The sequence below is a fragment of the Caryophanon tenue genome (assembly GCF_001700315.1).
GTDB classification, from domain to species: domain Bacteria; phylum Bacillota; class Bacilli; order Bacillales_A; family Planococcaceae; genus Caryophanon; species Caryophanon tenue.
In genome coordinates this window covers 1-25,288 of sequence record NZ_MASJ01000016.1, presented here as the reverse complement: position 1 = coordinate 25,288, position 25,288 = coordinate 1, and the positions used below count along the sequence as shown (strand labels likewise).

Here is a 25,288-nt window from a genome sequence, read left to right as displayed (position 1 = left end):
GTGCGGCAATACATGCGCACCTTCTTTTATACATTAGACGATATCGTAGCCTTGCTCTTCAATCGTTTCTTTAATCGTATCTACTGTGACTGCCTCATCAAATGCAACTGTTACTTGTGCATCTGCTAAGTTTACCGCGACAGTTTGAACACCTGCTAATGCGCCTACGCTATCTTCTACTGCTTTCACACAATGTCCACAAGACATCCCTTGTACGTTTAATGTTACTTCTTGCATATAAAACCGCTCCTTATTTTTTCATTAATTTTTGCATCGTAATTAAAAGTTCATCAATTACTGCGTCGTCACCCTCTGCAAGTCGGTCTACGACACAACCCTTCACATGACCTTCTAATAATAATTTTGCTACACTATTGAGTGCTGATTGTGTCGCAGAAAGCTGTGTAATGACATCATCGCAATACACATCCTTCTCAATCATGCCTTTAATGCCACGAATTTGCCCTTCAATTCGATTTAAACGTGTTGTTAAATCTTTTTTCACATGCTCTGGGTGGTGACTTTTGCGACACGTATCCTCTAGCTGTGTTGCTGTCATTTGTTCTTCCATACGCACAACCTCCTTTACACGCTTACTGTAACATACCATATAGGGGTATGTAAAGCGCATTGTATTAATGCTCATGCGGCTGTAATTGACAAAGAAGTTTGGTGTCGTGCGTATGCGCAGCCGTCTCAAACTGCAGCGTCACATGGGAAATATTTTCGTGCGCGAGTTGATGCGTTAGTTGCTCGGTAATTCGCTCTGCTTGTGCTACTGTTAAATGAGGCGCAACAACAATATGACCACTCATCGCGTGGACGCCGCTCGTAATCGTCCAAATATGAATATCATGTACTGCTTCAACCGCTTCGTGCGCGACGAGCAAAGCTGCAATCCGTTCCATGTCAATGTCGTGCGGTGTGCCTTCCATTAAAATGTGAGCAGCTGTTTTTGTAATGCTAAAACCACTTCGTAATACAAGCACTGCGACAATTACACTCGCTACTGCATCTGCCCATACCCATTCGAAAAAAATCATACATAAAGCCGCAACGATGGCACCAACAGAACCGAGTAAATCACTTATGACATGCAAAAACGCCCCGCGCATATTAACATTTCCTTTAACGTCCCCGCGCATCATTATCCAAGCAACAAATAGATTCACGAGTAAACCAATTGTGCTAATGATTAACATACCCGTTGTGGCAATGTCTGGTGGGTTGTTAAAGCGTCCGACTGCTTCATATAAAATGTACACGGCAATCACAATTAACGTAAGACCGTTAAATGCAGCCGCTAAAATTTCAAAACGTTTATAACCAAATGTTTTTGTCGTGGTCGCAGCCTTTTCACCAAATTGAAAAGCTAAAAGTGCGATGGCAAGTGACACGGCATCGCTTAACATATGCCCAGCATCCGCAAGAAGTGCTAAACTATTCGTTAAAATCCCGCCGATTGCCTCCACGAGCATGTAACCGGTAATGATGATAAACGACCACCATAAAATCTGTTTATTTGTCGTATGTGGATGCGCGTGATCATGGCCCATAAAAGCCACCTCCTTCTTTCACTGTTTATACCCATCCAGTGTATCGAACACACATTGCAATTTTTGTAAAAATATTATACGTTTATTCATACAAGTTAGTACAGGCGACCGTACTGATGTAAGCTATGCCCTTTTTCCGACACCGCGTCATGTTAAATTTGTTGAAGCGGAATATGCCATTCTACTGGAGGCATTGTCAGATTGCTTACACGATATCCACGCGCTTTTTACACGTAGAACGCATGATGTCCATTTTCCGATTGAATGCCGTATAACCGCCGCTGAGCAAGGGTTTCTTAGCCCAACGCGTCAACGAGAAAGTGCATTCTTTGCCTTTCATATGTATAAAGGCATGGATGAAGAGGCGTATTTTGACGACATACATGTGCTGATGAAGCAGTATGACGGACATGCACATTGGGGAAAGATGAACCGCTATCATGTAGAAGATATGCATACATTGTATCCACAATTTGCACAGTTTCAACAAATTCGTCGCGAGCAAGACCCTGACAATGTCTTTTTAACACCGTATTTACGTAAAATATTTGAGCGCGCATAACAAAAACGAGCTTCTTCGCATACATGCGCTGAAGCTCGTTTTCATTCTATTCTTATTGGCGCGCAAATTGTTGCTGTGTTGTAATAAGTACGCCACCTGCATTATCCCCTGACACATTGTAAAGAACATCCTTTAAAATTTCTACAGTTGTTGGAGCACTCACTGGGATATACTGAACCTCATAAGCAATATCATTATACGTTGTCCGGTATTGCTTATGCTGTTGTAAATACGCGATATATTCTTCTAATGCCCAATTCTCTTTCTGCATAATATAGCTGTGTGGTAAGCCGACATAGCGGAAATGCCACGCTTCGTATGCGATGCCCGTGATCTCTGTTTTATCCGCTGGGTAACGCAAAATAAAGCCGTATGCCCAACTATTTTCTGCAAGCCATGCCCCCTCTGCTGTATGCTCCATTAAACCATTACGTGAGTTAATATCAACAGCTAGTCCTAGATGATGCTCACTATACCCCGCTGGCAACGCAAGTTCACTGCCCTTTTGTTCGTATAACAGTTGTTGATCGGCTACGCTCCGATAGCCATTATTCATCACAAACTGATCGACACCATCTTGCTGTGCTGCTGTTAACATAGCTGTTAACGGTGCGTGAATATGTAACGATAAATCAGCACTGCCCAAAGCCAATTGTTCTTGTTGCCATTGTTGAATATTCGTCGGCTCTTGCTGAATGGCATGTGTATGATTAATTAAAACCGTATCTCCCGTATACACTTGCTGTGGGGTTACGGTAATTTGTTGTGTTGTAATAACAGGTTCAATTGCTTCTACAATTGGCTCTGCTTGTGGTTTTTGCTCCGCTGTACAGGCGCCTAACAATAATGTTGCGGCAACAAGTACATAATATGTTTTTTTCACCAATGTCACTCCTACATCCTACTTATTCGCTGTTTTATCATAGCGTATGTTGCCAAAACATTCAAAGAATGCACCGTAATTTATAAATGTAGGAATGTTTTTATTGTTTAATGTATTTTTTGCGCATTGTACACGATTTTAGTACACTTTTAAAAAAGGGGGGACACGTTTGGAAAAAGTATTTGAAAAGCTCGATATACTCTCAACAACAAAAGTACATATGTGGACAACATCTTTTCGTAGTGCCGTTAGCTATGCATTATTAGGCGGTTTGTTCATCGGTATTGGCATGCTTATTTATATTGGTATCGGTGTATATACATATGAAAACATACCAGAAATGACGCGGCTTTTACAGGCTCTTACATTCGGCATCGCACTTAACTTAACCTTATTTGCAGGTGCAGAACTATATACGAGCAATAATTTTATTTTAATGGCAAGTGCGATTCGCCGACATATTTCATGGCGGTTTGTGTTGCTCCTTTGCGTCGGAAGCTGGCTATTTAATTTTATGGGCGCACAATTACTTGCTTTTGGCATGTATTACAGTGGCCTATTAACCGATGCTTGGGCTTCGTATATTGCATATATTGCGGATATAAAATTAGCACCAAGCTTTACCGAATTATTCATTCGCGGCATTCTTTGTAACCTCTTTGTCTGTTTAGCTGTTTGGTGTTTTTATAAAGTCGAACAAGACATTGCAAAATGGGCGATGGTATTTTGCTGTATTTTCCCGTTTATCTTTTTAGGTTTTGAGCATTCCGTGGCGAATATGACATTATTTGCGGTCGCTGCGCAACTAGGCATAACAACATATGTTGCCATGCTGCACAATTTAGTACCTGTCACGCTCGGCAATTTTGTCGGTGGCGCGCTGCTGGCGGTGCTGTATACACTGGTGAATAAAGGGATTCCCCAGTAAATAGGACCAAGCCAAAAAATAAAAACGTGTTAAGAGAAATTTTTTTATTTCTCCTAACACGTTTTCTATTTCTATCACACCCTTTATACCGATACAATCGGTTGTTTATACGAACGTGATAACACGTTGCCGAAGTACAGCGCCGCGGTTTACGAAAAGAAGATGCGGCAACATTACTCGGTATTAGTCGTGCGACATTGTTTCGCAAAATGAATGAATCTAGTCATGCTTAATCGACAAAAGCTGCGCCTGAAAAATGGTTCGTTTTTCAGGCGCAGCTTTTGTTACGGACGTTTAGAAAAAACATCCTCATAAATCCGCTCAATTTCATCTGTATATAAATTAGTAGGAAATGCCTTTACCGCATCTTTTGCATATAATATTTCCTTTTTCGCTTTCTCAATGTCGCCTAATTTTGCGTACGTTTGCCCTTTAAAGGCATTCGCTAAATAATGAAAGCTTAAGTCAAGTGGATGCTTCATATATTTTGTCGTGCCCGTTTGCTCAAACATATGGAGCGCTTCTTCATAACATCCAACATAATAGTGGGCAATGCCTAATTCCGCTAAAAAGCGACCTTTTAACACTTCATCTGCATACGTTTGATGCTCTGTTAAAGACTGAATAAATGTAATCGTATCCTCGTAGCGTTGCTCGACAAAATTCAAATGATGTGCGTGCATATATTTACATAATAACAGCTCCATCTTATCTTCAGTGAACATTGCAAACTGCTCCATCTTCTCTAAATAATAATACGTTTTTGGGCGATCTGTTTGTAGCGCATGAATATACTGCACACGGTAAAAGTCGTTCATACGGTAATACACTTGCTCTTGCTTTGTTAACTTCATTGCCTCATCCATATAGCGAAGCATCGCCGTGCTATCACCAATTGCGGATGCCATAATAACGAGTAAAAAATAGACATTTAACTTTGTTAATGTATCAATGACATGTAAATTTTGCTGCATCAGCGTATGAGCTTCTAGTAAATAACGATAACTTTCCTCATATGACTCTTCTTTAAAATATAAGCGACCGATCGCTAAATAGCCTTCTACCACATGTGACGTCGCGCCAATTTGTGTGTAATAGTCAATAATATTCTCTAATAGCGGCTGTGCCTTCTCAGGTTCATCCACGCCTACTAGTGACGCATACATTTCAAGTAAACGAATTTCTTCAAAACGTTTATACGTAAATGTATCAGTATATGGCGCTAAAAAAGTGATAATTTTCATACGTCGCTCATATTCTTCTGCAAAGCTTGCACTCTCATAATAATCATCACGTAATTGTTCCGCCTGTTGGAGCAATGCGACCACATCTACGGTCGGTGCTTCCTCCACCAACGTACTAATATCGACATGTAACTGCTGCGCAATATAACGCAAACTTTCCATTGATGGCTGCGCTTTATCATTTTCAATTAAACTGAGCATGCCCTTTGTTAAGCGTTCACCTGCTAGTTGCTGAAGTGTCATCTTTCGTTCTTTTCGCAATATGCGAATGCGTTGCCCAATTGTTTGTGGCTGCATGTATGCTCGCCCCTTTTTATCGATTGTTTATTTCTATTAAACTAAATTATTGAAGAAAGTTCAATGTCTCGCTTAAAAAGTTTAATAAAATTAAACTTAATCATTGCATTCACACCAAAAAGACCATACAATAAGTTTAACTAGATTAAACAAAGGGAGTAAAATGATGAACACGTACAAACGAGCAACGTATCATTTATATACGTTTTTAATTAGTAAATTATTCGGTTCACTCGGTGCAACCGTCTACAGCTTCGGTATGAGTATGTATGTTTTATCCGCCACAAGTTCAGCTTTAAGCTTTGCGATTAATATGGTTATTGCGTTAGTACCACGTGTATTGCTTGCACCATTTATTGGCGCGCTACTTGACCGCTTCCCGAAAAAACCGTTTGTGATCGGCGGTGAACTTGGTGAAATTTTAACGATTACGGCATTACTTGCCTATACGGTAACAAATGGCTTATCGGTAACAGCGGTCTATATTGCCACATTTTTCATTACAATTTTTGCGACGTGTAGTAGTCTTGGCTTTACCGCATCTATTGCCAATTTAGTCGACGCAGAGCGACTACAACAAGCACTGTCATTCAATCAAATTTCAACATCGATTGCATCGATTGCTGGTGCCATTATTGGCGGTATGTTGTTTGGCTATGCAAGCATGACGACATTTCTAATCGTCCATATTCTCCTCAATACTGTCACGATGCTTCTTGAAATGACGATGAACTTTAAGCTGTATAGTACACAACAAGAAGCACCTGCTGCTGAAAAGATGTGGACTACGATAAAAGAAGGTCTCCAGTATGTACGAAAACGCCATATATTAGCTCGTATTTTTCTTGTGTCTATTTTAATTAACTTTTTTGCAACAAGCTTAAATGTCGGAACAGGCTTTATTTTGCTTGAAAAAATTGCGCTGTTGCCTCAGCATATTGGCTTTGTCGAAGCAACAAGTGCCATTGGTATGTTGTTGACATCTATGTATTTAGCAAGTCGCAAACCAGCGAAGCAACCTTTACGGATGTCAAAATGGTCTTTGATTGCGCTCGGTGCGGTCATGATGCTTTTTGCTTACCCGCTCATTACAGCGCTTGCTTATAATATAAATGTACTCTTTTATAGCATCTGTATGTTTTTATTTGGCGCATTCATTATTTTTACAAATGTACCGATTGGTGTAATTTTACAAACAGAAATTGAAGAACAATACCGCGGTCGTGTGTTTGGACTTCTCGAAACAGCTGCCATGAGTATGATGCCACTTGCGACGATTTTATTCGGACTGTTATACGACCTTGTACCAGCTTCCCTCCTGTTAGTAATAAGCGGTCTTTGCGTCATTATTTGTACGTGTCTTATTTTAACAACATCGATTACTACTTATAAAGCAGTACAGCCGACACCACCTCCTGCGTAACGAGGTGGTTTTTTCGCAATTTTCCGTTAAAATAAAAAGGGAAAGGAGTTACTTTATATGAAAATAATTAATACAGTATCGATTATTGGTTTAGGCGCACTTGGTATTATGTATGCCGAACATTTTTCTACACAGCTAGGAAAAGAAAACGTCCGTATTGTTGCTGATGCACAGCGCATTACTACCTATAAAAGAAATGGTGTATTTGCGAACGGTATGCGCTGTGACTTTCATTATGTCACACCTGAACAGCCAGTATCTTCTGCTGACCTAGTGCTTGTTGCGACAAAATTTCATGGCTTAGAAGAGGCGCTACAAGCTGTAGAAGGGCATGTCAATGAACAGACGATTTTCTTATCCGTGTTAAACGGCATTACAAGTGAACGCGAAATTATGAAAAAGTATCCGAAAAACCCTGTAGTGTATTGTGTTGCTCAAGGAATGGATGCTGTCAAAGAAAGCAATGAGCTGCATTATGACAATAAAGGAATTTTAGTTATTGGCAACGAAGGAGGCGAACTACAAGCCCACACACAAGCAGTTGCCGCTTTTTTCGAGAAAGTGCAACTTCCTTATTTAGTTGAGCCAAACATGATGCACCGTTTATGGGGAAAATTTATGCTGAACGTTGGCATTAATCAAACGCTAGCGATGCTTGAAGGCACATATGGCGATGTGCAAATCGAAGGTGAAGCACGCGATTTAATGCAAGCGGCGATGCGTGAAGTTATCGCTATTGCCAATCATGAAGGGATTACGTTAAGCGAAGCAGATATCGACTACTGGATGGACGTCATTGCGACACTTAGCCCAACTGGGAAACCGTCAATGGCACAAGATGTAGCTGCGAAAAGAAAAAGTGAACTGCCCCTTTTTGCGGGAACCGTTCGAACGCTTGGACGTACATACGGCATTCCAACACCAGTAAATGACCGCTTATTTACAGCCATTTCTGAGAAAGAACTTCGCTATCGTTAAATTATAAAAAAAGATTGAGACAAAAAGAAAGATCCTTCAGCAACGACAACTGCTGAAAGATCTTTTTGTGCTTTGGGTGCTACGCCACATAGCGGACGCACCCGCAAATTCGTATCATCTCAATCCACTCATTTTCATCAGAAATAGGGTTCTGTACCAGTCACTTTTCATAATGTCTCCATTAACGTAATGTACGACCGCTTAACCAGTGGTCGTAATAGCTATCTTGTTCATACGCAATCTATATATGCTTGCTCATTATGTGTAGATGTCGCCCACTCCGCATGATGTGCCCATAACGTTCACGTACAATGACCACTTCCTCATATACTTGACCACTTCCTCATATACTTGACCACTTCCTCATATACTTGACCACCAGCTTTATACGTCGCATCCGTGGCTGGTACTTCTTGCTTTTCAGATGCGATATCATATTGTTGAAATTGTATAGCACTGGTTGCTAATGCTGAAGAAAGTACGCTCCTTGTAAGAATAGCAACTGCTTTTTTAAAGATTAGTCTCCACCTCTTTCATAAAGTGATTCTATCGCACTATATATCACTGTATACAAAATACTAATAAATGGCATTACACGTCCTTTTCTTTAAAAACACTATATATCTTTCTTTAAATTAGATACACTTATAAATGATAATTATTATCATTTATAAGGAGTGTTGAACGTGGCAGTCGCCCTTAACGACATCATTAAACATTTTGCACAATCCACTATCCAGTTTACGGACTTATTTATGAGCCGTGTCAAAGCAGGTGGTAGTGATGGGAATCGATACACAGCGCCGAAAGTAAGTGGCCTCGTTATTACGGTATCAGGCAGTGCAACTTTTTCGCTAAACGGGGTGGCATACCCTTTACATAAAGGTCATATTTTGCATGCAGGGCCTCACATGCTTATTCAAATTGAAGCGGCAAACGATATCGCATGGGAATATATTGTTATTCATTATGAAACAGTGCGTAGTGTCATCGATATCGAGCAACAACATTTTTTAATTGAAACTGGTGAAAACCATAAAATCGATTACTTCGCCCAACAGCTTGTTCAATTAGATCAACATCCAGGAGACTTTTTGCGTCTCAAAACGCATGTTACCTTTTTCCAACTACTTGAAACAATGATGGCTTGTGCAAAAATGCAGACGACGAATAATATTGTCGACCAAGCCGTTGCACTTTTTGCCGAAAATTATACACAGCCGATTTCAATTGCAGATATTGCGGAACGTGTCGGTTGCGAGCGGAGACGTTTTGCATACTTATTTGATAAACAGCTTGGCATGTCACCTGTACAGTATTTAACGGAGCTTCGCCTAAAGCAAGCGAAAAAATTATTGCGAACAACAACAATGCCCGTTAGTAAAGTTGCAGAGGTCGTCGGTTATCATGATTCTTTTTACTTTTGCCGCGTTTTTAAAAAGCAATATCAGCTAACGCCTACTGAATTTCGTAACCTTAAATACTAATATGCGCAAAAATCCAGATGTTTTCCCCTAAAAATCTATTTACGTTTCTTACACGTTCTTGTTATTCTAATACCACGATAATGATAATCGTTATCAACTAGTATGTAGGAGGAACAAAACGTGAAAAAATGGAATGGTGTTTTAGGTGCTTCACTACTTGCACTTATGTTAGCTGCATGTGGCGCAGAGGAAGCAGAGAAGGAATCATCTTCTGCCTCTACAGAAGAAGTTGCAACTGAAACAGAGGCAGAAACTGTTGACGAAAATGCAACACAATCAATTACATATTTAGGTGAGACGTATGAAGTGCCCGCAAAAGTCGATACGATTATCGCTGCAAGCTTAGAGGCAATGGAAGATGCGGCGGTTTTAGGTGTAAAACCAGCGGGCGTTATTTCAGATGATGGTCAAACAATCCCTTCTTATTTAGCAGCTGATTTAGAAGGTGCAACTGTTGTTGGGACGAAAAGAGAACCAAGTACTGAAACAATGTTAACATTAAATCCAGATGTTATTTTAGGGACGAGTAAATGGGATGAAGCACAAATGGTTAACTATAACAAAGTAGCAACAACATTCCCATATTCTCATATCTCAACAAACTGGAAAGATAACTTAACACTACTTGGGCAATTAACCGGTAAAGAAGCTGAGGCGGAAAAAGTATTAGCAGATTATGATAATGCACTAGCTGATGCAAAAGAACAAATTCAAAACAGTGAGTTAAAGGATAAAAAAGTGGTCGTTATTCGTGTACGTGGTGGCTTAGCCGTTTATCCTGAAAAAGTATATTTAAACCCTACGCTTTATCGTGATTTAGGCTTAAAAGTACCCGAGGAATTAGCGACGATTGAAGCGCAAACAGAGATTACGTATGAAACATTAGCTGAATGGAACCCAGACGTTATTTTACTGCAATTTGAAGAAGGAGAAAACAAAGAAACTTCTCAATTAGTCGATGAAATTTTAGCCAATAATATTTTCAAGAGCACGAATGCTGCACAAAATGATGCGGTTTATTTAAACATCGTTGACCCAATGGCACAAGGTGGTACAGCTTGGTCTAAAATCAACTTCTTAAATGCATTTGTTGATACCGTATTGAAGTAAAAAAAACGAGCATTGCTTAGCGCTCGTTGATGGACAGCTACATGCTCGCCATCCTTTATAACAAAGGAGAGTGTCCTAGAAATTACTTCTTGGACGCTCTCTTTATTGTTGTACACAATATATGTATTTTACAAATAGAAGGTGGTTTCTGATGAGTGCATCACATAAGAAATTATATTGGTTTACCCTTATCATGCCAATTTGCATCGTCATTGCCAGTGTTTTATCGGTTATGTACGGTACAAAAGATATTGCACTGAGCGATTTATGGCAATCGATTATTCATTTTGATGAAAATAACGTAGACCATCAAATTATTTGGAGTGGGCGGCTTCCACGCGTGTTAGCTGTATTATTTGTTGGCGCATGTCTTGCAGTCGCTGGAGCAATTATGCAAGGCGTGACGCGAAATTTTTTAGCATCCCCATCGATTTTAGGTGTCACAGATGGTTCAGCCTTTTTAGTAACGATGGCTGTTGTATTTTTACCTGGCATTACAAACTTAAATCTTGTACTGCTCTCCATGCTTGGGTCATTACTAGGTGCTTCGCTCGTGTTTGGTTTTGCGTCTCTTATAAAAAATGGACTATCTCCTGTAAAACTTGCGATTATCGGAACCGTTATCGGCACATTTATTAGCAGTATCGGCACAGCGATCGCCATGTATCATCAAATGTCCCAAACGATTACAATGTGGTATAACGCAAAATTACATACGGTACAAATGGAAATGATTTATATTTGTGTGCCAATTGGGCTGATTGGGTTGCTAATCGCTTTAGCATTATCGAATTCAGTTACCATTATGTCGCTCGGTGAAGATACAGCGATTAGCCTTGGGCAACGTACAAAAATCGTCAAAGTACTAAGTATGCTAAGCGTTGCGATTTTGACTGGTACAGCGGTTGCACTTGTTGGAAAAATTGCTTTTATCGGGCTTGTTGTTCCACATTTAGTACGCATGCTAGTCAGCGTTGATTACCGATATATCATTCCATGCTCAGCTGTAATGGGTGCATTTTTCTTAACTGTATGTGACTTAATTAGTCGATATATTAACTTCCCATTCGAAACGCCAATCGGGGTTGTGACGGCGCTTATCGGTGTACCGTTCTTCCTATACTTAATTCGTAAAAAGGGCGGTGAACGGTTTGCAGCATAATCCAAAACGTTTAACGTTCACACTGCTCGCATTAACGGTCGCGCTTTTTGCCGCGATGTATTTACATTTAACGAGTGGTAACTTTTCAATGTCCACCGCAGATGTATTTAAAACATTACTTGGATTGGAACAAAACGAGAATTTTGAACTCGTTATTTTCGACTTACGTTTACCACGTATTGTGACTGCCGCAATTGTCGGCATGGGGCTTGCATTAGCAGGAGTTGTGTTACAAGGCATTACAAAAAATGGACTTGCTGACCCTGGTATTTTAGGAATTAATGCCGGTGCAAGCTGTACAGTCGTTATTTTTATGTATTTCTTCCAAGTGCAATTAATCAATGTAGAAATTAATAGTGTCCTTAAAATTTTAATGGTGCCTCTTTTTGGTTTTGTTGGAGGCGTCATAGCTGCAGCACTTATTTTACTATTTTCGTATGGCAATCGACGAATGGATACGCAAAAGCTTATCTTAACAGGTATTGCCATTAATACAGGGTTTGGTGCACTGACATTATTTTGGTCATTAAAAATGAATGAAGATGATTACCAGGCTGCTGCTATTTGGATGAATGGTTCGATTTATAATTCGAATTGGTATTTCGTCATTGCTATGCTTCCGTGGGTGATTCTTCTTAGCTTGTTTGTCTATAAAAAAACACATTTACTCGATTACTTCCAATTAGAAGAAGATAGTATTGTCAGCTTAGGCATTGCGCTTGAGCGTGAAAAGATTTTCCTGCTACTTGCAAGTGTCGGGCTTGTCAGTGCCTGTGTGTCGGTGTCAGGAAGTATTGGTTTTATCGGCTTAATGGCGCCACATATTGCACGACAGCTCATTGGTATTTCGCATCGTGCGGTTATGCCTGTTAGCATGCTCATTGGTGCGGTGCTACTTGTTTTTTCTGATTATATTGCCAAAAATGTTTTTGCACCTGCTGAATTATCAGTCGGTATTGTCGTATCCATTATCGGCATTCCATACTTTTTATACTTACTTGTAAAAGCGAAAGGATAATAAAACGATGACAGATGTCTTTCACGTCAATAACCTCATTGCTGGTTACAGTCAAACGCGTATTTTAGATGATTTAACCGTAAGCATTCCTGAAGGGAAAGTAACAACCATTATTGGTCCTAACGGTTGTGGGAAATCGACCTTGTTAAAAACGCTTGGGCGTATTTTAAAAAAAGATAGTGGTGATATTTTTTTACAGCAACAAAATATGAATACGATGTCTACACGTGATATTGCGCAAAAACTTGCCATTTTATCACAATCACCATCTGGTCCAGGACAATTAAAGGTATCGGAGCTTATTGCATACGGTCGCTACCCGCATCGCAAAAATTTAGGCAAGCTCACAGAACGTGACCGTCAGAAAATTCAGTGGGCGATGGATATTACACAGACAGCTGAATTTGCAACACGTGAAATTGCTGCACTATCCGGTGGGCAGCGGCAGCGTGTATGGCTTGCGATGGCGCTCGCACAAGAAACAGATATTTTACTACTGGATGAACCGACAACATATTTAGATATGGCACACCAACTAGAAGTGCTTGAAATTGTCGAATCGCTTAACCGCGAGCTTGGTTGTACCATTGTGATGGTGTTACATGATTTAAACCATGCCGCGCGTTATTCCGATACATTAATTGCGATGAAAAATGGACAAATTCAATGCTGTGGGACCCCCCATGACATTATGACAAATGATGTGTTACAACGTGTATTCCAAATTGATGCCACAATTGTCCAGGATACAGACGGCATACCCATTTGTCTTTCTTACAAATTATTAAAACAGTCTACACCGAAGCAAGCAGTTTACGTGTAAAGGAGCGGTTTCATGTATTCAACGTACACAAATTACGACTATCCGATTGATGTCTTTGTGCCAAATGAACCTGCACCGGCTGAAGGCTTTCCCGTATTAGTCGTGCTAGATGGGCATCGCTACACAAATATGTTTTTTGAAGCGATGCAAAACCAGTTGCGCATTAGACAAAAAACAAATGTAATCGCACATATTTTAGTGAGTGTTGGGCATCAGCAAGACGATACAACAAATCGTCGTTTTTACGACTTTACAGCGCCTGCTGCGGCGTACCATTTCCCACTGCGCCGTGGACGCCAAATGAAACCAGTGCGTGCTGGAGGTGCAGTGAATTTCCAACAATTTTTGGAGCATGAGTTACTGCCAATGATTCACGCACAATATGACACGAATCCGCAAAAGGTATCGTTATTTGGACATTCACTCGGTGGCTTATTTTCACTATGGTGCTATTTAACAAAGCCACAGCTCTTCCAACATTATGTAGCTGTGAGCCCCTCTATTTGGTGGAATCATCATGAGCTACTACAAGTGCTTCGTGAAACAAAAACATATATCTCCACGCCACTCGCCATTTATGTCGGCGGTCACGAGGGCGATATGGTCGATGATGCACTCACCTTTTATAAGCATCGGCACGCGGCACAGCCACATGTGGAGTTTTATGTCGCGTTAGAGGAAAACCACGCATCGGTCATTCCAACCACAATGAGTAAAATGCTGCGCTTTATTAGTCGGCATTAAAAAAGAGCTAGCATAAAGTAAATCTATTTATGATGAAAATGTGCTGGTGCGTCCCGACACAAGCGGCGACTTCAGCAGGAAAAGCAATGCCTGCAAAACGTGTCCGCTATGTGGCGTAGCATCAAAAGCAAAAAAATATCCTTCAGCAACGACAACGGCTGAAGGATATTTCTTTTTGTCTCATACTCTATTTCTTACTGTCTCAGTCTCTTTGCTACTTTCGGTACGACGGCAAACACGAAGTTTGTCACATCTGACCAAGCTCTTTTTTCGTATTATACGCCTGGAATCCAACCGCGATTTCGTTTAATGACTTGCATTAAATTGTCCGGCATCACGCGCGGTGCATGCTCATCCATTTGCGTCTCGACAGCTTCACCTGCTGCTACTTTTTCAACCCAATGCGGCTCAATCAGTAATGCACGACCAAGTGCAATTAAATCTGATCCGTATTTTGCGGCTTCTTGCGCTTCTTCTAACATATAAATCGAACCAACACCAATTAATGGTACACGACCGTTCACAATACGTTGCAATGCTTCAAGTCGGTTGACACCCTCACCTTTTGTATAGCGATGCGTTGTTGAGCGATAATCACCTAATGACACATGAATATAATCAAGTGGGTACGTTAATAGCGCATTGATGAGTACTTCTGTATCATCCATTGTAATACCGTCTTCTTCCGGCTCTTCTGGGCTAAAACGATAGCCGACAATAAACGCCGGCGTTGCGTATTGCTCTTTCACACGTAGTACCGCTTCTGTAATCGCTGTTGGGAAGGTTAAACGTTTCTCAAGTGACCCACCATATTTATCCGTACGCTTATTTGTAAAACCTGAGAAAAATTGCTGAATTAAATACGTGTTCGCACCGTGAATTTCAACGCCATCAAAACCTGCTTCAATTGCGCGACGTGTTGCTTGTGCATATGCATCCACTAAACCGTCTACTTCCTCCGTTGTCAATGCGCGAACACCATCTTCGTCCCCTGCACCAACGACATCTCCGTTTGGCACAAGCTTCGAGACACTTTTACGTCCGCCGTGATGAATTTGTAATATAGATTTCGCCCCACCGACGCGAATTGCCTCCGCAATCGCGCGCAAGCTATCAATATATTTATCGTCATCTGCAGAAATTTGCCCTGGGAATGCTTTGCCGTTTGGTGCAACATATGCACAAGCTGTAATAAGCATCCCTACACCATACGAACGTTCCGTATAATATGTAAGCTCTTGCTCTGATACCGTACCGTCATCATTGCCTGAGTACGTAGTCATCGGTGCCATCACGAAGCGATTACGTAATGTCACCTCGTTTGGCAATGTATATGTTTCAAATAAAGTCGTTGTTGTCATTATTATTCACTCCTTTGTCGATGAATTTACTATACTTTTGATATCGGTGCAAAACATTTGCTCAAAAAAAACAGCCTACGAAGACGTAGACTGTGAAGCAGCAATGGCTTGTTGCACCAAAATTTTTTTATCAATTTTGCCAACTGCTGTCGTTGGCAATTGCTCGACATCATAAAATTGTTTCGGTATTTTATAACTCGCGAGCGTTTCTTTACAATACGCGCGCAATGTATCGACATCTAGTTGCCGTGCAACAATAAACGCCACAACGCATTCGCCCCAAATATCGTGTGGAACGCCAAGTACGGCGGCTTCTTGAATCGACGGATGCGCAAGTAAACATTGTTCGACCTCTTGCGGATACACATTTTCGCCGCCGGTAATAATCATTTCTTTTTTACGCCCCACAATTGCATAATCTCCATCTTCATCCATATAGGCTAAATCACCTGTATGTAACCAGCCACCTCTGAGTACCTTGGCCGTTTCTGCGTCATTTTGCCAATAACCTGAAAAGATGATGACTGCCACGTACACAAAGCTCTCCTACCTCACCAATTGCACAAGGTCGTCCTTCTTCATTCGTCACCTGGACATCATTTAATAACATACTTTTACCAACAGCGCCTTTTTTTTGCATCGCAATGTGTGCGTCAATCACAAAGTTGTTCGGTCCGGCTTCTGTTAATCCATAGCCCTCTTTAAATAACAACCCTTTCTTCGCAAACGCTCCAATAAAAAAATCGGTTCCGTCACGCGCGTCACCCCTTCAATAAAATACTACGTTATGTATCAATTTTACTGAATAAATGTCTTTTTGTCTCAAAAAATTAAAAGCGACGCTTCCACTTTCATGGAAACATCGCTTTTCTTAACGCAATAAATGTAGCACGTTGCTCGCTGTTTGCATATGCATACTTAAAACCGTTGTGGCTGCTTGCTGCTTAATATTTTCTTGTGTCACCGTCATCATTGCTTTTGCAATATCAACATCTTTAATCGTAGAGTACGCCTTCGTTAAGTTTTCGCCAGTCGTCATTGTGACATTATACGCATGCTCGAGACGGTTTGTATATGTCCCCATCTTGCCTCGTTCTGTCGAAACATTTTTTAACACACCGTCCATCACACCAATCATCGCATTGGCATTTTCTTGTGTTAACACATTTAAATCTGTACGATTGCTGTTATTGCCAAGTAATGACTGCCAGCTCATGTCGTTGATAAACACATCCATATGCTGTCCACTATTTGCACCTAACTGAAGACGCAGCGGATTGTTCGCATAATCACCATTTAACAGCGTACGTGTATTAAACTCGGTATCTGTTGAAATGCGGTCAATTTCACTAATCAATGATTGGAATTGGTCATTGAGTGCCTCACGTTCTTGTGGCGTGTTTGTATCATTTGCGGATTGCACGGCAATTTCACGCATTTTTTGGACGATGCTATGCGTTTCATTCATCGCACCTTCTGCTGTATTTAACATCGAAATGCCATCTTGCGTATTTTTCGCTGCCATATTCAAGCCATTCATCTGCCCTAACAGCTTTTCAGAAATTGCAAGTCCTGCTGCATCATCTGCTGCCCGATTAATCCGATTTCCCGTCGATAATTGTTCCATCGCTAAATCGCTAGCGGTATAGCTACGATTTAAATGATTAAGCAGTGAACCCGCCGCCTTTAAATTACCTAACATCTGGACAACCTCCTTTCGATTTAGAATATGTTTTATATCGACCTATTCGACCACTTCTTATCTATTGCCCTTACATTTCGATGAAGTATTTTCTACGCGTACGCTACTGTCGTCTTCACTACTTAAGTTCAGTAAAACAATTCCGCCTAAAATAAGCGTAATACCTATTGTTTTTAAAATCGTAAACACTTCTCCAAATAAGACGATGCTAACAATCGCCGTTAAAACGGTGCCAGCACCCGCCCAAATCGCATACGCAACGCTAATAGGCATATATTTCAAAATAATGCCTAATACAAAAAAAGAGATACCATAGCCAAGCGCAACCCCGACAAGTGGCAACCATACTGTAAAACCTGCACTCAACTTCAGCATGGTAGCAGCAAATACTTCTGTGACAATGGAAATCACTAATAACATATAGAGGCTACTTTTTTTCATACATGGTCATCCTCCTATATTTAATACAACTACACCGATAACAACGAGCATAATACCGATGACTTTTTGTATACTTAAACGTTCTTGGAAAAAAAGTACACCTGCAATAGCTGTTAACGCTGTACCTAGCCCTGCCCAAATTGCATATGCTGCACCAAGTGGTATCACCATTAAAGAAAATGCTAACCCTACAAAGGCTAAAAGATAGCCAACTAAAAAGCCAATTGTCGGCAAAGGATGTTGAAAGCCATTTGATTTTTTTAACATAGAGCTACCAAATACTTCTGAAATAATTGCAGCGATTAACATAAATATGGCTTGTGTCATACAACACGCTCCTTTTTTGCTCGATTTGTTTCGTATGCTTCTAAAACCTTTTGATTGATTGGAATAATAACAGGAATATAGGGATATTTCCCCTTCACAATACCGCTTAATCGGTAAACATCTAATTTATATTCTACTTTTAGTGCTCGACAAAGAACGGGATTCATTTCAGCAATCAAATATTCTATTTGCTTTTCTTTACAAATTTCATAAATGCTTTCCATAATATTATTGAGCGTTTTATTTTTTCGTTCCTCAGCCTTTACGCTAACTTTATCAACTTCCCATACACTTACAGCATCTTCAAGCAACTCACATTGAACAAATATTTGCGGATTGGCTAGCATAGATTTTTCTTGGTTAAACTCAATAAATTCAACAGTGCCTGCGTATTCTCCGTACTTATTTTCAACTAAATAACTATATTGCTCTCCATTATATTCTTCTAACTCATATCCCTTTTCCTCAAATGAAGGTTGATATAGTTGATCAAATAACATTTTTTCATCATTTGTCACTACTAATTTATACATAAAATACCTCAAACCCTTTTATTTACATAATATTAGCGTCACATAATTAATAATTATACAGATTATTACCAAAATAAGCTAAATAATGTAGAATTTAAGATTTTTAATTAAAAATAAACTAAAAACACTCCCCTTAAAAAATAAGGAGAGTGTTAGTTTATACATGATCAAAATCATTAAAGCGACATTCTACGGCTTCTCGCTGCGTAGCAAGCTCCGTTGGAATCATCGTTTCAAAAACGTAATCATCTTGATCGTATAAAATTTTACGTAATTCAATGTTGAAATATTCACGCATACGTGATTCTGTCATCGTCTCTGCAACGGTACCACATACTGCCTTTTTCTCTTTCGCAATCATCAGTACTTGGTCCGCTAAATAAAAGGCATGGTTCGGGTAATGCGTGTTAATAATACAACTAATATTATGTTCTTTTGCAAGACGCTTTAATGTTTGTAAAATAATGACTTGCTTTTGAATATCTAAATGTGATTCTGGCTCATCTAAAATAAGCACTTTCGGATTCGACACAAGTGTGCGTGCAATCAGTGCTAACTGCAATTCACCGCCCGAAACATGGTTACATGACTTTTTCGCCAAATGTAAAATCCCAACTTCTTCAAGCGCTTTATGTGCCGCTTCGTAGTCTTCTTTTTTCGGCTGTGCCAGTGAACTAATATACGGCGCGCGCCCCATCACTACTAATTCTTCAATGGAAAAACCAAATACCATTTTATGTGCTTGAGGTACGTAACCAATATGTTTCCATAGCTCTTTTTGCGACCATTTATTAATCGGTTGCCCATCCACAAGCGTTGTGCCTTTTTTCCAATCATGTAAGCCTGTAATACACTTTAATAACGTTGTTTTTCCCGCGCCATTTGGACCGAGAATCGCCATAATATGACCAGGTTCTAACGTAAAATTAATGTCTGTTCCGTAAATAAACGGCGCAACGTCACGTTTTTTCTTTGCATAAAAGAAATTACCATCATGCACTTCAATTTTCATGACCAACCGCCTCCTGTTTTACGTAATAAAATCGCAAAGAATGGTGCGCCAATAATCGCTGTTAAAATCGATAACGGAATTTCTGTCGCTGTCACTGAACGCGCCACTGTATCAATAATCAGTAAATATGCGCCACCAAGTGCCACTGACACCGGTAATACACGTTCATTATTATTGCCAACGAGCATACGTGCTACGTGCGGAATAATTAAACCGACCCAGCCAACAATCCCTGCAACTGCTACAGAAGCAGCTGTTACAAGTGTTGCTGCGAAAATAACGACCCACTTTAATTTTCCAACTGAAATCCCAAGTGAACGTGCTTCGTCTTCTGGTAATGTCAGTAAGTTAATACGCCAACGTACGGCTAATAAAATACCACCACCGATAACAATTAACGGCCCTGCTAGCCATAAATCTTGATACGACGCCGTTCCTAAACTACCCATTAACCAATACGTAATCGCCGGTAGCTTTTCTTCAGGGTCTGCCACAAATTTAATCAGTGAAATGAGCGCTTCAAATAATGCTGTTGTCACAATCCCTGCTAAAACAAGCATAAAGACGGGCATTTTCTTCCCAACGCCACCAATGATGTTTGTAAAGACGATGGCCAACAAACCGAATACTAACGCTAAACCTTGTGCAGCAATACCGTTACCGATTAATAAAATACCGAGTGATGCACCAAAGGCAGCCCCTGATGCAACCCCTAAAATATCGGCACTAACAAGCGGGTTCGCAAACATGCCTTGGAATGATGCACCCGCAATCGATAAACCGGCACCGATTAAAATCGCTAAAATAATACGCGGTAAGCGAATTTGCATGACAACAGTTTCTTCCATCTCTGTCCATGTTTGTTCAATCGGGAATACTTGTGATAACAAAATTTGTACAGTCGTTGTAAAGTCGACTGAAAAACGTCCAATGCCAATCGATACTAACGCGATGACAATTGGTAACAAAAATAACGTGATTTTTGTCCACAGCTTCATGTCACGACACCTTATTTCGTTACTTTAGCAGCTTCAGAAACTGGGTGTAAAATACTGTCCACTTCTTCATCTGTCAAGTTGTAGTCATAAAACTTCGTGTAATATGCTTTAATTTCTTCGTTCATATCGTAGTCAAATAGCGCTGGATAGTTTTTTTGTGCCATCCATTTTAACATAAGTGGTGCATCTCCACTTGGTGGATACCAACGATAAATCCCTAGTGGCACTTTATGCACTTGCTTATTTTTCACAGCGTCTAAAGTACTCCAGTCAAATGAACCAATACCATTTGTATAAAGATCTTCTGGCTGTGCTGGTGTAAAGTTTGTAATGTAAATAATGTCTGGATTCCATTCGTAAATTTGCTCCATATTGACATCTTTACGACCTGTTACGCCCGCTTCTGCTGCAACATCAATACCACCTGTTGCTTTAATCCATTGCTCACCGAAGAAGTTCGCGCCTGTTACCGTTAAGGCATCCGCTGACGCTCCGTATAAGAATAAAATTTTTGGCTTATCTGCTGCATCTACTGTCGCTAGCTTTTCATCAATAATCGCTTGTGCTGCATCGCCTTCTTCAATGAACATATCTTTACGTTCTGCTTTACCTGTAATTTCTGATGTTAATTCTAACCAACTTGTATACGTTGCTAACGGTTCTGCATCCGATTGGTCAAATGTTTTAACACCCATCGTTGGGATGCCCGCTTTTTCTGCTTGTTCGATTGTTTTTTCATCTGTTGATAATTCAAAATAAATATCCGGGTTAATATTCATTAACTCCTCAATGTTCATCTCACCGTTTTTCACAAACGCTGTTGAAGCATCTAACATTTCTGGCGCCAATTTCGCCAAAATCGAGTTTTCTGTTGCGCTATATGAATTTGGATGCATGCCGACAATTTCTTCACCTGAGCCTGTCGCGAAATACCAAGCCGATGGATATGGTAAAAGCCCACCCGTTACAATACGGTCTGTTTCTGTAACCGCTACCTCACGTCCTAATTGGTCCGTAATTAAACGTTCTTCTGCTGTTTGTGCAACATCTGCTGTTGCTTCTTCATTTGCTGTCGTTGCTTCTTCATTGTTACCACATGCAGCTAATAATAATGCACTAAATGCAAGGGTAGCCATCCATTTTTTGTTCATTTCCCACAAACTCCTCTATCTATTCTCTATTAATAATTTTTTTATGAAAGCTTTAAAAAAATCATATTTATCGCTTGTTTTTATCACAAAACACAGTATAATTGAAAATGATTTTCATTGTCAATATAAAAACAATAGAATAACTTTTCTATGAATTATGAATTATTTGTCTTTTTGCCAAAATTCATAAAGAGCGTTATTCAAAAATGTAGAACAGGAGCTTTTTCATGACATTAAATATTTTAAAATTAGATCCAGGGCATGCCTTTGGTCGCGACGGTCGTGCAATGTCAGCAGATAACCGTGAAACAAAGCACGTATCTGTAATGGACCAATACGCATTTGGTGATGCGGATATTTCTAACTATAACGTGTTATATGTTACAGATTTCATCGACCAAGAATACTTATATACACAACGCGAAAAAATCGCGGCATTTTTAGATGCAGGAAATATTGTTGTCAGCTGTACACATATTTTCCGTCCATGGCTTCCAAACGTTCACTTATTTACGCCAAAAGAAATTCGTAAATTTAGTGACTATGATGTTGTTCTTTCAGAAGATAGTGCCATTTTTGAAGGCGTTGATGCAGCAGAGCTAGTATCACGTAAAGGCGTTGCTGGTTTCTTTGCACGTGGTTTCCAACCTGTCTACCATGATGTAGAAGTACATGTACGCTTTACAGATGGGACACCGGTTACATATGTAGACCGCACATCAACAAACGGTACAATGTTTATTCATGCCGCGCGTGATATTTTATCATTCGTAACAGGCGACAACACATCAAAACGCATTGCCCCACAAATGCTGGAATGGTTAAAACGTGAGCTACAAAAGGAGAACAACTAATGAGAAAGATTGCAGTTTTATATAGCGGCCATGCGCCACATTACCGTACATTTAACGAGCCGAAATTCGCACAATATATTGCGTCGTTAATTTATATGCCTCAATTTGAAGAAAGCATGTTGGACGGTATGGACGTATTAATCGTGCCATCTCAGCTACATTTAGCAACGTTCAAAGCGATTGTGCCTGCGATTCATCGCTTCGCTGATCGTGGTGGTATCGTTGTTGCATTCGGTCCACAGCCCGAAGAATGGATTCCCCATCAAAACTGGGAATTACGCGAAACAAACTTCTGGTGGTGGTTAGAGCCAAATGCAGATTCAGGTTTACGTATGGTTGCACCAGAACATCCAATGTTCCGCGATGGCTTCTTAACGGAGCAAGCTTGTACATGGCACCAACACGGTGTATTCCAATTAACAGCTGGTCAAACATCACTAATTGATATGAAAGACGGCGGCTCATTAATGTATATCGATACGACGAGCACAAATGGTACATGGATTGTCACAACACTTGACCCTGATTTCCATTACGGTTCGTACTTTATGCCAGCAACCGAGAAGTTTTTAGATGGCTTCTTCCCGTACTTAGCATCTGGTTCATTACAATAACAAAAACGAGAAACGGCAAATCGCTGTTTCTCGTTTTTTGTTCGTGGTACACTTATAGCGTAGAGGAGGAGACAACTATGCAGTCATTTAGAATTTATGTAACGAACATTACACAAGCACTAAGTGTTTTACAGCAAGCCAATATCCAAGCTCGAAACGCAGGGAATTGTGTAGAAATACATATTGACCCGCAAGACCAAGTGAAAACCATTAGTTTACTCAATAGTGCTAGTATTGTAATTTACGATATTGAAGCAGTGTAATGTACATACGTCATTTATCAAGTCCTGTCTATAGAGATTTCTCTGTAAGCAGGGCTTATTTCATGTCGTAAAGCGTTTTGATACCACTCATTTGTATGCCATGTAAAATAAGATCGATCCTTTTATGGACATAGAAATAAGTTTTCGTAAACGTTTCGTAAAAGGCCTTTACGCTGCACAAAAATCCATACATACTAAGAAAAATATAGTAAAAAGGTGTCGATTTTTGTGCAAGTTTCGCTCATTCAAATTTTCTTCATTGCGCTGCGCTTAGGCTGTACGTCATTCGGTGGCCCGACAGCACATTTAGCCTATTTCCAACAAACATATGTAACCGATAAAAAATGGTTACGCGCTGAAGAATATGCAGATTTAGTCGCACTGAGCCAGTTTTTACCCGGCCCTGCCTCAAGTCAAGTTGGCATAGGAATTGGCTACAAACTGCGGGGGATTATCGGTAGTATACTTGCCTTTATCGGCTTTACGCTTCCTTCTATTGTTATCATGTTATTATTCGCGGCATTTTTACAAATGACGACACTCGACTTATCGTGGCTACAAGGTTTAAAACTTGTAGCCGTCGCGATTGTTGCACACGTTATTTGGGATATGAGTAGTAAATTGCTCGTCTCGTCGCAACATATTGGCTTGATGGTCATTGTTGCGGTATTGTCACTGTTACTCAAAACACCGTATGCGATGATTTTTATCTTTCTTGGTGTCGCGCTTATCGGTTATTTTTTCTTTCCAGCAACTGCAAGTAAAGCATCCGTGACAGTCGTCGGTTCCGTAAAAAGCGGGGGAATCGCGCTCTCTGTCTTTTTTCTGCTCTTATTTGGCTTACCGCTTGCAACAAGTATGCTCTCAAACGACACACTCTCGTTATTTACGAGCATGTATACAGCCGGTGCGCTCGTTTTTGGTGGTGGGCATGTTGTGTTACCACTTCTTGAGGCACAATTTGTTCAAACCGGTCTGATGTCAACCGATGCCTTTCTAGCAGGCTATAGTATCGCTCAAGCCATTCCGGGACCGCTGTTTACATTTGCGACATATATCGGCATGGTGTTAGATGGAGTGCCAGGTGCGCTTATTGCGACCGTTGCGATTTTCTTGCCGGCATTTTTACTCATTATCGGTGTATATCCATTTTGGCTACGTATGGGACAACATACGGGCATACGTCGTGCGATGAGTGCATTAAACGCGGCGGTTATCGGTATTTTAGTTGCTGCCTTTCTTTCACCCATTGTTTCATCAACGGTTACAAGTGCTGTTGATGCGCTAATTGCGTTATTACTTGTGACATTACTGTTCACCAAAAAAGTATCACCGCTCCTACTTGTCCTTCTCGGAGTCGTTATTGGTGTAGCCATTTACTAAATTTGTTACACTCATATGTAAAGGAGGGACAAAAATGGATGAACAAAAACCTTGGTATCGCAGCGAATCATTTTTATTGGTGCTCATTATTCTTGTGCCGCCCATTGCATTTTTCTATTTATTAACACTTCGCAAACAAATGAATGTGTCACTTGAGCTGTTGATTTCAGCAGGATTAACGATTTTATGGGCACTTCGCTTCCTCGTACCATTAACAGATATGCAATTCCGATTAGGCGCAGCACTAATTGTGTTAGTCCCGTTTTTTATCGCGATTTTTATGCGACGAAATACGACCGAAAACTAAACGCACGTGAAAAGTGGCTGGGACAGAACTCTATTTCTGATGAAAATGAGTGTATTGAGATGATAAAAATGTGCTGGTGCGTTCCGACACAAGCGGCGACTTCAGCAGGAAAAGCAATGTTTTTCTG

At 40.3% G+C, this 25,288-nt stretch carries 30 protein-coding genes and 1 pseudogene; 16 read left to right on the top strand and 15 right to left on the bottom strand.

Annotated elements, in window-relative coordinates; all coding sequences use genetic code 11:
• Positions 1–33 precede the first annotated feature (33 nt).
• The 3 genes from copZ to A6M13_RS09075 form a co-directional block, all read right to left on the bottom strand.
• Positions 34–237 (bottom strand): copper chaperone CopZ, encoded by a 204-nt coding sequence (copZ, locus tag A6M13_RS09085; RefSeq protein ID WP_066545172.1) that lies wholly within the window; start codon positions 235–237, stop codon positions 34–36.
• Positions 238–250: 13 nt separating this feature from the next.
• Complete coding sequence (locus A6M13_RS09080) at positions 251–571, bottom strand: metal-sensitive transcriptional regulator (RefSeq protein ID WP_066545171.1); 321 nt, start codon at positions 569–571, stop codon at positions 251–253.
• A 64-nt stretch (positions 572–635) separates the two neighbouring features.
• Entirely contained in the window at positions 636–1,556 is a 921-nt protein-coding gene (locus A6M13_RS09075; protein WP_066545169.1) for a cation diffusion facilitator family transporter, read from the bottom strand.
• Here A6M13_RS09075 and A6M13_RS09070 point away from each other — a divergent pair.
• Positions 1,555–2,118, top strand: coding sequence for a D-arabinono-1,4-lactone oxidase (locus A6M13_RS09070; RefSeq protein WP_083998293.1), 564 nt, complete (start codon positions 1,555–1,557; stop codon positions 2,116–2,118). The two genes, A6M13_RS09075 and A6M13_RS09070, sit on opposite strands and share 2 nt — an antisense overlap.
• A gap of 52 nt (positions 2,119–2,170) precedes the next feature.
• Here the strand turns inward: A6M13_RS09070 and A6M13_RS09065 are convergent, their stop codons facing one another.
• Positions 2,171–3,001, bottom strand: coding sequence for a M15 family metallopeptidase (locus A6M13_RS09065; protein ID WP_066545166.1), 831 nt, complete (start codon positions 2,999–3,001; stop codon positions 2,171–2,173).
• Between the two features lie 169 nt (positions 3,002–3,170).
• Between A6M13_RS09065 and A6M13_RS09060 the strand changes: the two genes are divergently transcribed.
• Positions 3,171–3,929: a formate/nitrite transporter family protein gene (locus A6M13_RS09060; RefSeq protein ID WP_066545165.1), complete on the top strand. Its 759-nt coding sequence runs from the start codon at positions 3,171–3,173 to the stop codon at positions 3,927–3,929.
• 158 nt (positions 3,930–4,087) lie between these two features.
• A pseudogene (locus A6M13_RS16530) lies at positions 4,088–4,162 on the top strand (helix-turn-helix domain-containing protein); the annotation flags it as partial.
• A gap of 51 nt (positions 4,163–4,213) precedes the next feature.
• Here A6M13_RS16530 and A6M13_RS09055 read toward each other — a convergent pair.
• Positions 4,214–5,470 (bottom strand): helix-turn-helix domain-containing protein, encoded by a 1,257-nt coding sequence (locus tag A6M13_RS09055; protein ID WP_066545164.1) that lies wholly within the window; start codon positions 5,468–5,470, stop codon positions 4,214–4,216.
• A gap of 166 nt (positions 5,471–5,636) precedes the next feature.
• On the opposite strand from A6M13_RS09055, the gene A6M13_RS09050 reads away from it, so the two are divergent.
• From A6M13_RS09050 to A6M13_RS09015, 8 genes are all read left to right on the top strand, one after another.
• Positions 5,637–6,893, top strand: a complete 1,257-nt coding sequence (locus A6M13_RS09050; protein ID WP_169817433.1) for an MFS transporter — start codon at positions 5,637–5,639, stop codon at positions 6,891–6,893.
• A gap of 57 nt (positions 6,894–6,950) precedes the next feature.
• On the top strand, positions 6,951–7,871 hold the full coding sequence (locus tag A6M13_RS09045) for a ketopantoate reductase family protein (protein WP_066545161.1): 921 nt from the start codon (positions 6,951–6,953) through the stop codon (positions 7,869–7,871).
• 686 nt (positions 7,872–8,557) lie between these two features.
• Positions 8,558–9,358, top strand: coding sequence for an AraC family transcriptional regulator (locus tag A6M13_RS09040; RefSeq protein ID WP_066545160.1), 801 nt, complete (start codon positions 8,558–8,560; stop codon positions 9,356–9,358).
• A gap of 120 nt (positions 9,359–9,478) precedes the next feature.
• Positions 9,479–10,468 carry an ABC transporter substrate-binding protein gene (locus A6M13_RS09035; protein WP_066545156.1) on the top strand — a complete coding sequence of 330 codons (990 nt, stop codon included), beginning with the start codon at positions 9,479–9,481 and terminating at the stop codon, positions 10,466–10,468.
• A gap of 151 nt (positions 10,469–10,619) precedes the next feature.
• Positions 10,620–11,630 (top strand): FecCD family ABC transporter permease, encoded by a 1,011-nt coding sequence (locus A6M13_RS09030; protein ID WP_066545155.1) that lies wholly within the window; start codon positions 10,620–10,622, stop codon positions 11,628–11,630.
• Between the two features lie 55 nt (positions 11,631–11,685).
• Positions 11,686–12,648, top strand: a complete 963-nt coding sequence (locus tag A6M13_RS09025; protein ID WP_083998296.1) for a FecCD family ABC transporter permease — start codon at positions 11,686–11,688, stop codon at positions 12,646–12,648.
• A gap of 7 nt (positions 12,649–12,655) precedes the next feature.
• Positions 12,656–13,471, top strand: coding sequence for an ABC transporter ATP-binding protein (locus A6M13_RS09020; protein WP_083998292.1), 816 nt, complete (start codon positions 12,656–12,658; stop codon positions 13,469–13,471).
• Positions 13,472–13,483: 12 nt separating this feature from the next.
• Entirely contained in the window at positions 13,484–14,215 is a 732-nt protein-coding gene (locus A6M13_RS09015; protein WP_066545154.1) for an alpha/beta hydrolase, read from the top strand.
• A gap of 275 nt (positions 14,216–14,490) precedes the next feature.
• Here A6M13_RS09015 and A6M13_RS09010 read toward each other — a convergent pair whose 3' ends face one another.
• The 10 genes from A6M13_RS09010 to A6M13_RS08965 form a co-directional block, all read right to left on the bottom strand.
• The gene (locus tag A6M13_RS09010) at positions 14,491–15,576 is read right to left on the bottom strand and encodes an NADH-dependent flavin oxidoreductase (RefSeq protein WP_066545153.1); all 1,086 of its coding nucleotides are present in this window, start codon (positions 15,574–15,576) and stop codon (positions 14,491–14,493) included.
• A 75-nt stretch (positions 15,577–15,651) separates the two neighbouring features.
• The gene (locus tag A6M13_RS16525; protein WP_066545152.1) at positions 15,652–16,107 is read right to left on the bottom strand and encodes a class I adenylate-forming enzyme family protein; all 456 of its coding nucleotides are present in this window, start codon (positions 16,105–16,107) and stop codon (positions 15,652–15,654) included.
• The gene (locus A6M13_RS16520; protein WP_066545150.1) at positions 16,070–16,288 is read right to left on the bottom strand and encodes an AMP-binding protein; all 219 of its coding nucleotides are present in this window, start codon (positions 16,286–16,288) and stop codon (positions 16,070–16,072) included. Before A6M13_RS16520 ends, A6M13_RS16525 begins: the two co-directional genes overlap by 38 nt.
• Positions 16,289–16,447: 159 nt before the next feature.
• Positions 16,448–17,278 (bottom strand): flagellin N-terminal helical domain-containing protein, encoded by an 831-nt coding sequence (locus A6M13_RS08995; RefSeq protein ID WP_066545148.1) that lies wholly within the window; start codon positions 17,276–17,278, stop codon positions 16,448–16,450.
• Positions 17,279–17,335: 57 nt separating this feature from the next.
• Positions 17,336–17,719: a DMT family transporter gene (locus tag A6M13_RS08990; RefSeq protein ID WP_066545145.1), complete on the bottom strand. Its 384-nt coding sequence runs from the start codon at positions 17,717–17,719 to the stop codon at positions 17,336–17,338.
• A gap of 6 nt (positions 17,720–17,725) precedes the next feature.
• Positions 17,726–18,046 (bottom strand): DMT family transporter, encoded by a 321-nt coding sequence (locus A6M13_RS08985; RefSeq protein WP_066545143.1) that lies wholly within the window; start codon positions 18,044–18,046, stop codon positions 17,726–17,728.
• Entirely contained in the window at positions 18,043–18,579 is a 537-nt protein-coding gene (locus tag A6M13_RS08980; RefSeq protein ID WP_066545141.1) for a hypothetical protein, read from the bottom strand. Before A6M13_RS08980 ends, A6M13_RS08985 begins: the two co-directional genes overlap by 4 nt.
• A 157-nt stretch (positions 18,580–18,736) precedes the next feature.
• Positions 18,737–19,591 carry an ABC transporter ATP-binding protein gene (locus tag A6M13_RS08975; RefSeq protein ID WP_066545140.1) on the bottom strand — a complete coding sequence of 285 codons (855 nt, stop codon included), beginning with the start codon at positions 19,589–19,591 and terminating at the stop codon, positions 18,737–18,739.
• The gene (locus tag A6M13_RS08970; RefSeq protein ID WP_066545139.1) at positions 19,588–20,589 is read right to left on the bottom strand and encodes a FecCD family ABC transporter permease; all 1,002 of its coding nucleotides are present in this window, start codon (positions 20,587–20,589) and stop codon (positions 19,588–19,590) included. Before A6M13_RS08970 ends, A6M13_RS08975 begins: the two co-directional genes overlap by 4 nt.
• Positions 20,590–20,600: 11 nt before the next feature.
• Positions 20,601–21,740, bottom strand: a complete 1,140-nt coding sequence (locus tag A6M13_RS08965) for an ABC transporter substrate-binding protein (RefSeq protein WP_066545137.1) — start codon at positions 21,738–21,740, stop codon at positions 20,601–20,603.
• Positions 21,741–21,967: 227 nt separating this feature from the next.
• On the opposite strand from A6M13_RS08965, the gene A6M13_RS08960 reads away from it, so the two are divergent.
• The 5 genes from A6M13_RS08960 to A6M13_RS08940 all read left to right on the top strand — a co-directional run bounded on the left by A6M13_RS08960 (position 21,968) and on the right by A6M13_RS08940 (position 25,161).
• Positions 21,968–22,594 (top strand): hypothetical protein, encoded by a 627-nt coding sequence (locus tag A6M13_RS08960; RefSeq protein ID WP_066545136.1) that lies wholly within the window; start codon positions 21,968–21,970, stop codon positions 22,592–22,594.
• Positions 22,594–23,208 carry a hypothetical protein gene (locus A6M13_RS08955; RefSeq protein WP_066545135.1) on the top strand — a complete coding sequence of 205 codons (615 nt, stop codon included), beginning with the start codon at positions 22,594–22,596 and terminating at the stop codon, positions 23,206–23,208. Before A6M13_RS08960 ends, A6M13_RS08955 begins: the two co-directional genes overlap by 1 nt.
• A gap of 77 nt (positions 23,209–23,285) precedes the next feature.
• The gene (locus tag A6M13_RS08950) at positions 23,286–23,471 is read left to right on the top strand and encodes a hypothetical protein (RefSeq protein ID WP_066545134.1); all 186 of its coding nucleotides are present in this window, start codon (positions 23,286–23,288) and stop codon (positions 23,469–23,471) included.
• Positions 23,472–23,699: 228 nt separating this feature from the next.
• A complete protein-coding gene (gene chrA / locus A6M13_RS08945; protein ID WP_211270305.1) occupies positions 23,700–24,854 on the top strand; it encodes a chromate efflux transporter in 1,155 nt (384 codons plus the stop codon).
• A gap of 34 nt (positions 24,855–24,888) precedes the next feature.
• Entirely contained in the window at positions 24,889–25,161 is a 273-nt protein-coding gene (locus A6M13_RS08940) for a hypothetical protein (RefSeq protein WP_066545129.1), read from the top strand.
• The last annotated feature ends 127 nt before the right edge of the window (positions 25,162–25,288 follow it).

Bases quoted from the DNA above. Each gene is read 5' to 3' on its own strand.
- copZ (WP_066545172.1), bottom strand. From the start codon at position 237: ATGCAAGAAGTAACATTAAACGTACAAGGGATGTCTTGTGGACATTGT.
- A6M13_RS09080 (WP_066545171.1), bottom strand. From the start codon at position 571: ATGGAAGAACAAATGACAGCAACACAGCTAGAGGATACGTGTCGCAAA.
- A6M13_RS09075 (WP_066545169.1), bottom strand. From the start codon at position 1,556: ATGGGCCATGATCACGCGCATCCACATACGACAAATAAACAGATTTTA.
- A6M13_RS09055 (WP_066545164.1), bottom strand. From the start codon at position 5,470: ATGCAGCCACAAACAATTGGGCAACGCATTCGCATATTGCGAAAAGAA.
- A6M13_RS09050 (WP_169817433.1), top strand. From the start codon at position 5,637: ATGAACACGTACAAACGAGCAACGTATCATTTATATACGTTTTTAATT.
- A6M13_RS09045 (WP_066545161.1), top strand. From the start codon at position 6,951: ATGAAAATAATTAATACAGTATCGATTATTGGTTTAGGCGCACTTGGT.
- A6M13_RS09030 (WP_066545155.1), top strand. From the start codon at position 10,620: ATGAGTGCATCACATAAGAAATTATATTGGTTTACCCTTATCATGCCA.
- A6M13_RS09025 (WP_083998296.1), top strand. From the start codon at position 11,686: ATGTATTTACATTTAACGAGTGGTAACTTTTCAATGTCCACCGCAGAT.
- A6M13_RS09020 (WP_083998292.1), top strand. From the start codon at position 12,656: ATGACAGATGTCTTTCACGTCAATAACCTCATTGCTGGTTACAGTCAA.
- A6M13_RS09015 (WP_066545154.1), top strand. From the start codon at position 13,484: ATGTATTCAACGTACACAAATTACGACTATCCGATTGATGTCTTTGTG.
- A6M13_RS09010 (WP_066545153.1), bottom strand. From the start codon at position 15,576: ATGACAACAACGACTTTATTTGAAACATATACATTGCCAAACGAGGTG.
- A6M13_RS08995 (WP_066545148.1), bottom strand. From the start codon at position 17,278: ATGTTAGGTAATTTAAAGGCGGCGGGTTCACTGCTTAATCATTTAAAT.
- A6M13_RS08990 (WP_066545145.1), bottom strand. From the start codon at position 17,719: ATGAAAAAAAGTAGCCTCTATATGTTATTAGTGATTTCCATTGTCACA.
- A6M13_RS08985 (WP_066545143.1), bottom strand. From the start codon at position 18,046: ATGACACAAGCCATATTTATGTTAATCGCTGCAATTATTTCAGAAGTA.
- A6M13_RS08980 (WP_066545141.1), bottom strand. From the start codon at position 18,579: ATGTATAAATTAGTAGTGACAAATGATGAAAAAATGTTATTTGATCAA.
- A6M13_RS08975 (WP_066545140.1), bottom strand. From the start codon at position 19,591: ATGAAAATTGAAGTGCATGATGGTAATTTCTTTTATGCAAAGAAAAAA.
- A6M13_RS08970 (WP_066545139.1), bottom strand. From the start codon at position 20,589: ATGAAGCTGTGGACAAAAATCACGTTATTTTTGTTACCAATTGTCATC.
- A6M13_RS08965 (WP_066545137.1), bottom strand. From the start codon at position 21,740: ATGAACAAAAAATGGATGGCTACCCTTGCATTTAGTGCATTATTATTA.
- A6M13_RS08960 (WP_066545136.1), top strand. From the start codon at position 21,968: ATGACATTAAATATTTTAAAATTAGATCCAGGGCATGCCTTTGGTCGC.
- A6M13_RS08955 (WP_066545135.1), top strand. From the start codon at position 22,594: ATGAGAAAGATTGCAGTTTTATATAGCGGCCATGCGCCACATTACCGT.
- A6M13_RS08950 (WP_066545134.1), top strand. From the start codon at position 23,286: ATGCAGTCATTTAGAATTTATGTAACGAACATTACACAAGCACTAAGT.
- A6M13_RS08940 (WP_066545129.1), top strand. From the start codon at position 24,889: ATGGATGAACAAAAACCTTGGTATCGCAGCGAATCATTTTTATTGGTG.